The organism is Streptococcus sp. 3874 (assembly GCF_013276425.1).
Classification (GTDB): domain Bacteria; phylum Bacillota; class Bacilli; order Lactobacillales; family Streptococcaceae; genus Streptococcus; species Streptococcus pseudopneumoniae.
The window spans coordinates 1-12,398 of record NZ_VMLA01000021.1; the positions used below are offsets into that span (position 1 = coordinate 1).

Annotated in this window: 8 protein-coding genes; 5 read left to right on the plus strand and 3 right to left on the minus strand. The window is 38.3% G+C overall.

The genetic code is table 11. From position 1 onward, the window contains the following. The first annotated feature begins 483 nt into the window (after positions 1–483). Both HT703_RS02030 and HT703_RS02035 read left to right on the plus strand, forming a co-directional pair. Complete coding sequence (locus HT703_RS02030; protein WP_054392978.1) at positions 484–1,290, plus strand: hypothetical protein; 807 nt, start codon at positions 484–486, stop codon at positions 1,288–1,290. 21 nt (positions 1,291–1,311) lie between these two features. Continuing rightward, positions 1,312–2,559, plus strand: coding sequence for a toxic anion resistance protein (locus HT703_RS02035; RefSeq protein WP_023933400.1), 1,248 nt, complete (start codon positions 1,312–1,314; stop codon positions 2,557–2,559). A 115-nt stretch (positions 2,560–2,674) separates the two neighbouring features. On the opposite strand, the gene HT703_RS02040 is transcribed toward HT703_RS02035, so the two are convergent. Beyond that, positions 2,675–3,952, minus strand: coding sequence for an FRG domain-containing protein (locus HT703_RS02040; protein ID WP_023935422.1), 1,278 nt, complete (start codon positions 3,950–3,952; stop codon positions 2,675–2,677). A 10-nt stretch (positions 3,953–3,962) separates the two neighbouring features. Further along, on the minus strand, positions 3,963–4,511 hold the full coding sequence (locus HT703_RS02045; protein ID WP_000335401.1) for an ImmA/IrrE family metallo-endopeptidase: 549 nt from the start codon (positions 4,509–4,511) through the stop codon (positions 3,963–3,965). A 417-nt stretch (positions 4,512–4,928) separates the two neighbouring features. On the opposite strand from HT703_RS02045, the gene HT703_RS02050 reads away from it, so the two are divergent. Continuing rightward, positions 4,929–8,297 (plus strand): type I restriction endonuclease subunit R, encoded by a 3,369-nt coding sequence (locus tag HT703_RS02050; RefSeq protein WP_240150148.1) that lies wholly within the window; start codon positions 4,929–4,931, stop codon positions 8,295–8,297. A gap of 133 nt (positions 8,298–8,430) precedes the next feature. Here the strand turns inward: HT703_RS02050 and HT703_RS02055 are convergent, their stop codons facing one another. After that, complete coding sequence (locus HT703_RS02055; RefSeq protein WP_172929887.1) at positions 8,431–9,672, minus strand: Fic family protein; 1,242 nt, start codon at positions 9,670–9,672, stop codon at positions 8,431–8,433. Positions 9,673–9,932: 260 nt separating this feature from the next. On the opposite strand from HT703_RS02055, the gene HT703_RS02060 reads away from it, so the two are divergent. Together HT703_RS02060 and HT703_RS02065 are read left to right on the plus strand one after the other, a co-directional pair. After that, complete coding sequence (locus HT703_RS02060) at positions 9,933–11,009, plus strand: AbiH family protein (protein ID WP_138701017.1); 1,077 nt, start codon at positions 9,933–9,935, stop codon at positions 11,007–11,009. Further along, a complete protein-coding gene (locus HT703_RS02065) occupies positions 11,006–12,211 on the plus strand; it encodes a restriction endonuclease subunit S (RefSeq protein ID WP_172929889.1) in 1,206 nt (401 codons plus the stop codon). Before HT703_RS02060 ends, HT703_RS02065 begins: the two co-directional genes overlap by 4 nt. The last annotated feature ends 187 nt before the right edge of the window (positions 12,212–12,398 follow it).

The following is a 12,398-nucleotide window of genomic DNA, read 5'->3' on the forward strand; positions in this document are numbered from 1 at the left end:
TAGTTTCAATCTACTATATTTTGGCCCCCTCAATTTAAGGAAGGGAGGTGTTACATATGCTAGAAACTTTACTCACAGTGTTTCTAGCTCTGTTACTTATTAACGTGTTATCTGAGCTTTTCAAGTTATGGCTTAAGAAACGTAAGAAGTAATGGTTAACCCTTTAAGAGGGTAGCAAAAAAAACCATCGGTGGCACGGTGGGGCTTTTTAGTTACATATGCTGTAACTTTACTCACATTGTAAGTTCATTCTAACACAACCCCTCCGATATTTCAAGCTTTTGTTTTGATATGTCCTCAGAGGTCATTTCGCAATCTTATAACACTGAAGCCTGTGGTTTGAGTCCGCTTTACTGAAATTAGCCCACGCTCTACTAGCCTCCATTCTACAGCAAAGAAATCAACTCTTTTCTAGGGGATTTCCGCCCTCATTTTGCTCTTTTGTGCTAAAATAGATTTATAAATTGAAAATAAGGAATGTTTATGAAATCAGGTAATGGTTTTTGCAAAGGCTGTCTCTATTTTTGGGGCTTCTTGTTCTTACTGGGCCTTTTGGTTCAATATGCTCTCCCACTTGCGGCTTGTGTCCTGCTAGGCTATGGTGGTTATCGTCTCTATAAACGTTGGCGCTATCCTCTTTTGCAGGATCGTTCTCTCGACGATCGGATTGAGCTTTTAAAAGCTCGTATTCGTCAGGCGGACAAGGATATTCAGCAATTGGAGGGAACTTTAGTAGAAAAAGGTTCAGATTCCTATAAGAGTCTGGCCAATCAAGTATTGATCGAACTGAGGGAAATCCATCAGGAGGCGGATTGTCTCAAGTCCTATATCGATGCTGATATCTACAACCGTATTGACAAAAAGGTTCGTACAGTAAGGGCAAACATCGATGTTCAGCTAGAACGTTTGGATAGAGAAAGTCAGGTAGAACTTGAAAATGCGGAGCCAGAGGAACTAGCTCCAGAATTGTCTCAGACCTTGGATAATATTGCCGTTGACCATCAGGCTATTTTAGACAAGATTGCCACCTCTGCCGAGGGGGATAAGGAAGAATTGACGGCCATTCATAGTTTGAAGATGGAGAAATTCAAAACGATTTTAGAAGGCTATTTAAAGATTAAGGCCAATCCTAAAAACTATAATCGAGCAGAAGAACGTTTACAGCAAGCTAAATCAGCTATCGAACAATTTGACCTTGAGCTGGACCAGGTGTTGAGAGAACTCAATGAAACAGATATGCGTGATTTTGATATTAGTTTGCGTATCCTAGAAAAAGATCGTAAAGAATAGGTTAGAAACAAAGGAGTAACCATGACAGAATTTAATTTTGATATTGACCAGATTGCCAATAATACGGTAGCTAAGGAGGATAAGACAACCCAAATCATCGAGACCAATACTGGCTCAGACAAGACCTTGACCTTCCTTGAGAAGCTGAGCCCTGAGCAACAAGAAGGGATTAAGGCGCACGTGCCCCAGTTGGTAGACCAGTTTGTCACCAATCAAAATGCTCTTTTGGATTTTGGCCAATCTGCTGTAGAAGGTGTGAACAATACGGTCAACCGTATCTTGTCAGAACAAAAGAAACTGCAGATTCCCCAAGTGGATGATCTTCTCAAGAATACCAACCGTGAGTTGCAAGGCTTTGTAGTCAAATACAAGAACGCTGAAATTGCTGAGTTAGAAGAAAAGCCAAACTTTTTGCAACGATTGTTTAACAAGAGCAAGAATACCCTACAGGAATTTTACTTTGACTCAAAAACAGTAGAGCAAAAGCTCGATGGCATGGCTGCCGCAGTGGTCAAGCAAGAAGATGTGCTAGCTCGAAATATCGTCTCTGCTGAGATGTTGATTGAGGACAATACCAAATCCATTGAAAATCTAGTGGGAGTGATTTCCTTTATCGAAGCCAGCCAGACAGAAGCTGGCAAGCGCGCTGCAGAACTGAAAGCTCAAGCTGACCAACTCGATACAAGTACGGTAGAATACCAAACCAAGTCACAAGAATTGGCCCGCATGGCTGAAGTGGTCAATACCCTTGAACAACAGCACACTGAGTATGTCAGCCGTCTCTATGTTGCCTGGGCAACAACACCTCAGATGCGCAATCTTGTGAAGGTGTCATCTGATATGCGCCAAAAATTGGGAATGCTTCGTCGTAATACGATTCCGACAATGAAACTTTCCATTGCCCAACTGGGTATTTTGCAACAATCCATGAAATCAGGTGTCGTGGCAGATGCCATTGTCAATGCCAATAATGCTGCCCTTCAGATGCTAGCTGAGACCAGCAAGGAAGTGATTCCGCAGATGGAAAGAATTGCCCAAAGCCCGACAGTCGCTGTTGAGTCTGTTACCAAATTGGCTGAAAGTCTGGTCGCTCAAAACCAAGGTATCGTCGCAGCTATTGAATTGGGACGCCAGAAACGTGCCCAACTAGAAACAACCATCGTCAAGTCCGCAGAAATGATCAACGATTCTGTCAAACTACGCGATGAGAAAATCGTCCAAGCCCTTCTCGACCAAGGCAAGGCTGCTCAGAAAGAAGTACAAGAATAATACACAAGGATGCTGGGAAAAACTCAATTTCAGGAGAAAATGAAGTAAATCTTTCTACAATAAAACACATAATATCAAGGTTGTATAATTCTTGATATTATGCGTTTTTTTGATTTCAAAGACTTTTTCTCCAGACTCTTGTGATTCTATATTTACCTTTTCTATTCTTTTTGCTTTTATGATAAGGCAGGTTATTTGAATTTTTTTTTAATTCATTAAGTACCGCTCTATTAGATTTTTTATCATCTTTTAATTCGAATTCTTTAGATTTATAAATCAAATAGTCTGAAAAATCTGGAAATAAGGCATTTGTTTCATAATTGTACTCTTTTAACTTTCGTAAAAGTTCTCTTTGAATTAATTCATAGTAGTCGCCAGAAATTCTTTCCTCTTGATTATTTTTATCAGAACCTGATTTGACAGACTTTCCTTCTAAAAATTTAATTACTCCGTCTAAATTTTTAGAAGATAGATCATCTTCTGGATTAGTATGATTAGAGCTTTGCTGATTTTTTAAAGACTTAATAGAGGCCTCTATATTAAATTTGATATTTAGAATAATTCTATCGATAGGTTTATAATTTTCTAATTCTATTTCATTTTTTTTAAAATTTATAAATTTAATAAGTTTATCAAAATTTATAAAAGCACCTTTTTGTGCCCGTATTCTCTTATTTGTAATTTTCTTATGAACTAAAGAAATTATTCCATTCTCACTATCATTGCTGGAGTCAATTTTATAGAACTCTAACTGAGGATTTTTTATTTTCCCAAAACCTAACATAAACAACATGGCTATGAATGGATTTTCGGAAATATCTAGTAGACTTGTTGGCAAACCATAATGTTGTAAGATAGCTAATTCATCAGCTCGGATATCTAACATTTCTTGATTTAAAGGGACATATTTAACTTCATCAGGAAATTCTCTAGAGATATTTAGATAAAGAGATTCAAAAGTGTTACAGTATTTATTTCCTTCACTATTTTGTAAATTTCTAAATATCCCTGGTACTGTTTCCCAATCTTCTCTTTGTCCCCTATAGTAATTATAGCCTTGTCTTTGAAACGATGTAATCATTTCTTTTATTAAGTAAAATAAACTCCATGAATTTTTTTCATCTTTATATCCTAATCCCGTACCTGCACTTAATAAATATTTATTGATATCATCGATTTCATCTTGCAATTTAGAGTTTTTATTTGTTGATGAGAGTTCTAGATTTTGAATTTTGTAAATTGGTGTTAAATCTTCCTGAGGTTGGTTTATTCCAATTATATTTATTACTATTTTAAAATCATTAAAGATTTTTGAATTCAGTTGATTTTTTATTTCTTCAGGGGATGAATAATAGGTCCCTAAATTTTCATAGAATTTATCCCTAAGTAACATAAAATTCTCCTTAAATGGACAATACACCCAAATTAATAAGTCTATATTTCATAGCCGGATTGGACACATTTAATTTTTCAGCAAGATAAGTAATAATAATTTCATCATTTAAAGTATCTAATTCCTCCCAGGTCATAGAATAATCTATTGCCATTCTATCGATTGCTTTTATGATTAACTTTTGCGGCATTAGTAGTTCTGCTGCAAACTGGTTAGCAGCTCTTTCTTTAGCATTCGCTACTGGTGTTTGTTCACGTTCAGAAATTCCTTCATGTTTTAACACAAAATGGCCTAATTCATGAGACTTAGTAAATCGTTGACGCTGTAGCGGTTCCAAAATATTAACATACATTTTTTTAGTGTCAGCATCATATTTTCCAGAATGCGAATCGAAGTATGTTTCTATAACCTCAATTCCTAATTCAGCAATAATTTTATCAATATCTATACTATATTCATCTGATTGAAGTTCAATGTCTGATATTACTTCTTTTTTATTGTCAAAATAAGACATAAAATCTGTTGAGTATAGTTCGCTATATTTATAGACTTTACACATTATAAATTCTCCTATTTATATTTTTTATTTTTATTAAAAAATTATGAATTATTCTAAGTTATCATGATACAAAAATAGTTTATATTACTATTCTAAACTAAAAAGATCTTTTAGTCTATAGATAGATTGAAAATTTAAGAAAGAAACTACCTTTACTCTGAAATAAGAGATAAAACCATGGGAAACCTTTTCACTACTAGTCTTTTATGATACAATAGAAGGAAGTAAAGGCGCTGTTTTTTCGATGTCGCAACGCCTTGGATGAATGAAAAGGAAGAGTCCCTATGGTTTTCAGATTTAAGCAAATAACTAGCTTGCACACACACATATATATATATATATAAACTCGCGTTTTCATACCCATTTTCAAAACCTGCCAATCTTTTTGGTAGGCTTTTTGCGTTGTAGAAATGGGGTATGAACATGGCTTACACCTTATCAAAAGAATTAGAACAAGAACTCATCGTTTCAGCACCTGAGTTACAGCCTAGTTATACTGCCATCGTAGAATACCTAGAAGCTATCAACCAGAAAGGAGCATCTGGAAGCAATTCTCAGGAACTCCAGAACCAGCTTGCTATTCAGCTGAGACGTTTAGAAGATTTAGTGCAGGGTTATATTCAAATAAAGAAGAATCCCCATCACTACCTAGATGCAGATAAAGACTTGACGGCAGCCTATCAAGCCATTAAAGGGACGGAGCAAGATCTTCTCAAAAAATTGCAATATCTCAATCAAGCCGCCTTGCAGGATTTCCATATCAGCCAGAGACTCTCTCCCAAAGATGAGACTGCTATCCCTGTAGCAGGTAAAGCCAAAACCAAACAGGAATTGGCTATCGAGCGAGATTTGATCAACCAGTTGACAAAGGGAGAAAGTCAATGGGTGTATCGACCTGAGTTAAATACAGAAGACCTCCTATGGGGAAACTTTTTTGCCAAGCTGGAAGCCAATAATGTCCGCATTTTGCAAGACCATCCCCTTACAAATTTAGAGAAAAATCAAATTAAAAACCAGCTCAATTTCGTCAACTTCTACGAAGCAGCCAAGTGGATAGCAGGGGAAAATGGCATTGCCAAGGTGCAGGTTCAACGTGAAGATGCTAGTTTAGGCACCATTCGCTTGGAAGTCTTGTGGAGAAACAATGTCGCTGGTGGCAAATCCAGCTATGAGGTTGTCAATCAAGTCATCACAGGCGGAGAAGGGATTCGCCAGCGTCGTGGGGATGTGACTTTGCTAATCAATGGTCTGCCTATGATTCAGATTGAACTAAAAAGCCGTTCTCATCCTTACATGGATGCCTTCCGTCAGATTAAAAAATACGACCAAGAAGGACAGTTCAGAGGCATTTTTTCAAGTCTTCAGATGTTTGTCGTCTCTAATGTCACAGACACCCGCTACATCGCAGCTGCCAAAGCCAACAAGCTAAATGAGCGCTTCTTGACCAAGTGGGTGGATAGTGAAAATAGACCTCAACCTCAACTATTTGACTTTGCAGAGTCTGTCTTGTCGATACCGAGAGCCCACGAGATGGTCATGCAGTATTCTGTCATTGATGATGACAAGAAGGCCTTGATTTTATTACGCCCCTATCAGGTACATGCCATTGAGGCTATCCGTGAAGCCAGTCGCAAGCGCCAGTCGGGCTATATTTGGCATACGACTGGTTCAGGAAAAACCCTGACTTCCTATAAGGTTTCGCGCAATCTGCTCCAGATACCATCCATTGAGAAGACAATCTTTGTGATTGATAGGACAGACCTTGATCAGCAGACGACCAGTTCTTTTCAGTCTTACGCAGAGAACGATATGATTGATATCGACGAGACCGATGATACACAGGAATTGGTTAAAAATCTAGCTTCTGATGACCGCCGTGTCGTTGTGACGACCATCCAGAAAATCAATGCTATGATTCGTCAGTTTGATGAAGGCCGTCACCAAAAGGTCTACAATCGTATCAAACAACTCAAACTAGGCTTTGTTGTTGATGAATGCCATCGCGCAGTGACTCCTGAACGCCAGCGCCACCTAGAGCACTTCTTTACAAATTCTCTCTGGTATGGGTTTACAGGAACTCCTATCTTTACAGAAAATAAACGTGAACAAAAAGGAGACCTTGCTCAGACGACCGAAGAGCAGTACGGTGACTGCCTCCACCAATATACCGTCAAAGAAGCCATCCATGACAAGGCGGTTCTTGGTTTTAATGTGGAGTATCAGACGACCATGCCTGGTTGGGCAGAAGATGAGATTGACGAGGAGCGTTATGATGACGAAGGACATATGCTTGCCGTTTTAGATGCTATTCTCAATCGCTCAAGACGCAAACTCGGTTTCCAAAATGGGGTAGGAAAAACCTATGAAGCCATTTTGACTGTCAAAAGCATTGTCCGTGCGCAGGCCTATTATAACCTGATTAAGCAAGTCAAAAATGGAGAGAAGTCTCTAAGCATTTCGGAAAATGTTAAAAAGGTTTTGCCAGACTTCCCTAAGGTTGCCATTACTTACTCTGTGACAGAAAATGAAGCAAACTCCTATGTCAACCAAGCCTATATGGAGGAGAGTTTAGAAGACTACAATGCCATGTTTGGTACCCATTTTAGCCTAGCAACCATTGCATCCTACAATAGTGACCTCAACGACCGTCTGGCCCGTAAGAAAGAACGCTTTGCCTTCCGTGAGGAACAGTTGGACTTGGTTATCGTTGTGGACCGCTTGTTGACAGGCTTTGATGCCCCTTGCCTATCGACCCTATTCATGGACCGTCAGCCCATGAAACCCCAGCACATCATTCAGGCCTTTTCACGAACCAATCGCCTCTTTGATGAAGGCAAGAAATTCGGCCAAATCGTTACTTTCCAAACGCCTGACCGTTTTAAAGAAAAGGTGGATGAAGCTCTGAGCCTCTACTCAAATGGTGGCGAAAGCAGTGTTTTAGCCCCAGAATGGCAGGAGGAGAAGGCCAAGTTTCTGGAGAAGGTTCATCAACTATTAGCCATCGCTCCAAGTCCAGAGCAGGTGCCGGATTTGGATACAGCGACAGATGCAGAATTAAAACGCTTTGCCAAGGCCTTCCAAGAATTTGACAAGCTCCTATCTTCTATACAAGTCTATTCTGACTATGATGAGAAAGTCATCCTCAGAGAGATTGGACTTAGCCTAGAAGACATCGAGAACTTTGCCGGCCAATATCAAAATGTCATCGAAGAACTCCGCAGACGCAGAAAAGAAGACCAAGAAGATGAAGGTGTGCTGCTGGATATCGAGTATGAGCTCGAATCCATCCGCACCGACGAGATAAACTATCACTATATCCTCTCTCTCATCCAAGCCTTGATCGAAAATCGGGAAAACCTTATCGGTAAAAAGGAAAAGGGTCTGGTAGATAACTATATCGAAGATTTGAACAAATCCAATCCCAAGTTATCCAGCCTCATCTCCAAACTCTGGCAGAATGTCCAAGCAGATGCTAAGAGCTATCAGGGGCAGTCTGTGACCCATAAGTTGGATGAGATGATTGAGCTAACAACCCAGAAAAAGATTCGTGAAACGGCAGATTATTGGCAGATAGGAGAGGATGAACTCCAGTTCGTAGTGGACAACTACCGCATCGGACGAGACAAGCAAAATGGTGAAAAAGCCATTACGGAATCTCAGGACTATCTGGCCTATAAGGAAGCCCACGGAGACAAGGCACTACCAAAACTCAAATACAAAAAAGCCCTCAAAGAGGACTATATGCGCATGATTTCAGAGGATATCTTACCGCTAAGAGGGAGATAGGTTTATACTCTTCGAAAATCTCTTCAAACCACGTCAACGTCGCCTTGCCGTATATANNATCTGCAACCTCAAAACAGTGTTTTGAGCAGCCTGCAGCTAGTTTCCTAGTTTGCTCTTTGATTTTCATTGAGTATTAAAAATAGTCAGAAAGATAATGTTGGGAAGGTTTTCGACCAATTAGGGTCAAAATTCCCCTATCTTCAAGATGCAAGAAAGCATCCTTGACCTTTTTCTTAGAGTAATGATGGTTGGACTGATTGGCCAGTTGGATGATGCTTCTATCTTCTATGCCATCTCTCTTATCATCGACAAAGAGCTTGGACTGAGCGAGGAGAAACAAGATGTATTTCTCAACTTCCTCCAGCCCTTCTGTTTGCTCTATCTTAACTTTATAGCGATGCAGTTGCTCTTGTTTTTCAAGGAGGGTTTGGATAATATTTTCCTGCCCTTCCTTGATAAAAGTCAACAAGGTTTCAACGAAGAAGGTAGCATCGGCACGGTTGAGATGATCACCAGTATTCCTAAAAGCCTTATAATAGTCTTGCTTATGGTGATTGATTTGTTGGGACAAAACCAGACCTGAGAATTTATCCAGCTTTCTAGACAAGTACTTGGCGAGGATGTAGCGTCCTGTCCGACCGTTCCCATCGTAGAATGGATGAATATTTTCAAAAAAATAGTGTCCAGCACAAGCCTTGACAAGGTTTGGGATAGAATGGTCGTTGATAAAACGAATCCACTCTGTCAGCATGACCTGAATCTGTTCCTCCTTTTGAGGTGGGATATAGATGACTTTGCCAGTCTTGTCGTCTTGGATAAAGACCGATTTCTGTCTAAAAAACTCTCCATCGAGTTCATCCTCTGGCGATATTTCTCCCTGTGTTAATTGGTCATAAATCCCTCTGATATCTTCAAGAGATTGGATTTGGAGAAATTCATCCTTCAAGATTTGTTGGTACATTCGCAAGGTGGAAAGATGTTTGATTTGTTCGGTCTTATAGGGGTCTTCCTCTAGGAGTTTCTCCACATCGACCAACTCTTTACGAGTTGTATGGATACCCTCAATCTCATTTGTGGAAATAATCGATTGGTAGAGCTGTTCTTTATAAAACTGATCGTGGGCAATCTTAGGGAGGGTATCAGCTATTTCGCTAATTCGTTGAGACTGCTGTGAGATAGTTTCCATCAGTTGGGAAATCTCAAGATGCAGGGTAACAAATAAAGGGTATTGACTTGTTTTGACAGTATCGCGTTGCATTAAATGAGGATAAAGAGATGTCCTAATGGAGCTGTATCCCTGTAAGCGTAGTTGATACTCTTCCTCATATTGGTCACGATGACTGTAGTAGATTTTTCTAAGTTCTCTATAGTTCATATATAGTCATCCTCGCATTTCAACGTTTTTTAACATTATATCACAAAATCAGCCTATCTATTATTTCAAAATAGGTAAAATTGAAGAATAGGATAGCATAGTTTCCTATCTAAAGTGCAAAAATGGCCAAAATTGAACAATAGAACCAAGACATTGATGCCCTAAAGTGAAAAAATAGGTAAAATTGAAGAATAGATATCATAAAAAGAAAACCTAAAGTGTAGAAATAAGAAAATGGAGTAATAGAAAGGGGGGATATAGTGGAGAAATTATTTATTATCGGAAATGGTTTTGATATAGCACATGACTTAAAGACAGATTATCTATATTTCAAGAAGTTCGTTTATCAGCAGGCTTATGGAAAAGATGAACTGTTAGAGTCGTTGCAAAGTGAAAATGCCATAAAATTATATCTAAATAGAATTGATAAAGAAATATTGCTAGAAGAAATTGATGATGATACCATACCTGAAATGGAAATGGCACCAGATGGAGGAGATCTATATCCAGATGATGTAATTTTGTATAAGTTACTGTATCAGCTAATGAGTCAAATTACGGAAACTGAGAAATTTTGGTCTGATTTTGAAGAGAAATTAGCAGATTTTAATGAAGTGTCTATTGTTAATACAGATTGTATATATAACGCTAGAGATTTGGATGGCAGTATAATGGCTAGTAATGCTAATGAAATAGGAGAAATTCTAGCTAAATATGTATTATATTCTTTAAATAAATTATTTAAATTGTGGATAGAAGAAACATATTTTGAATGGACTGATAGAATTCTTAGAAATGGTGAAAATTCGTGTTATAAATTGTTAAAAGCTACAGTTTTGAAAAACTCTGATGCAACATTTCTAAATTTCAATTATACAAAAACGTTAGAGGATTTATATAGAATCCCTGAAGAGCAAGTTTTTCATTTACATGGAGTTATTGGTGGGGAAAAATTTATTTTTGGACATGGTTTTGATGATGAAGTAAGTGATTTCAATCCTCTAGATGTAGGAGCATATATGGAAGAAGTTGTTAATAAGTTAAAGAAACCAGTTGATAGTATATTAACTAATAATATACAGTTTTTCAAAAGTTTAAGCTCTATCAAAGAAATCTACTTCATTGGTTTTGGTATTCGGGATGAGGATGGAGTGGATGCTCCGTACTTTAAAGAAATTTTTAAACAGACACCGGATGTGAGCATTTATGTAGACCAGTTCGATAAGCAGAATGAATATACTATTAAGAAAACACTTAAGGCATGGGGGGCTCGTAAAGCTTATCAATTGCAATTTATAGATACAAATAAAGATGAAATAGTTGGAGGAGTAATATGACAAAAAAACCAAGTTATCGCTTTACGGGGTATACTGAAGTTTGGGAAGAGAAGAAGTTGGGAAATCTTGGGTCAGTTGAAATGTGTAGGAGGATTTTCAAAGAGGAAACTTCTGCGGAGTTTGAAATTCCTTTTTTCAAAATTGGTACTTTTGGAGGGGAAGCTGATACTTATATAACTAGAGAAAAATTTGAAGAATATAAAACAAAATTTGCTTATCCTCAAAGAGGAGATTTACTGTTATCTGCTTCAGGAAGTATTGGCCGCGTTGTTGAGTACGATGGAGATGAAGCTTACTACCAAGATTCAAATATTGTTTGGTTGAATCACCATGGTAAAATTAACAACAAGTTTCTTAAAGCTTTTTATAAGATTGTATCTTGGTCAGGAATTGAAGGAACTACAATAAAAAGATTATACAATAAGAATATTTTAGAGACAGATATTTCCCTCCCCTCCCTCTCCGAGCAAACTGCCATTGGTTCTTTCTTCCAAGATATTGACCAGCTTATTAGCCTTCAACAGCGTAAGTTAGAGGTGCTCAAAGAGCAGAAGAAAACCTATCTCAAGCTCCTCTTCCCAGCCAAATGCCAAACCAAACCAGCCCTTCGCTTCGCAGGATTTGAAGATGAATGGAAGGAAGTGAAGTTGGGGGATTTGATTCTAAGAGGTGGTTCAGGAGGTACTCCGAAATCAACCGTGGCTAAATATTACGGGGGAGACATTCCTTTTCTTAGCATTACTGATATTAGTAATTCAGGCAAATATCTTAAAAGAACAGAAAAAACAATAACAAACGAAGGTTTACAAAATTCTTCTGCTTGGGTGGTTCCTGAGGGTGCTATTAGTTTAGCTATGTATGCATCCGTGGGTAAGTTAGCGATTTTGGGGATAGACTGTGCCACTTCGCAAGCGTTTTATAATATGGTTTTTGAAGATGATATTGTGCGAAATTTTGTGTATATCACATTAGAAAAGGCTAACATCTATAATGAGTGGGGAAGTTTAATTTCTACAGGCACACAAGCAAATTTAAATGCAGAAAAAGTGAAGAATTTTTCTTTTCTACATCCAAGCAAACCTGAACAAGAGGTCATCGGTACTTTCTTCCAAGACCTAGACAAGGCCATTGCCAAGCAAGAGGAAAAAGTTAACCAGCTCAAAGAAAGCAAACAAACCCTACTCAGAAAAATGTTTATATAAGATACAAAGACCGTCAAAAGCCCAGTAAAAATAGGGAACTGGCGCAGTCTTCGATGAAGACCAGACAGTTTATCTTTTTTACCTAGCTTTTAGGTCGTGTTCAATTCATAATACTCTTCGAAAATCAAATTCAAACCACGTCAGCTTCACCTTGCCGTACTCAAGTACAGCCTGCGGTTAGCTTCCT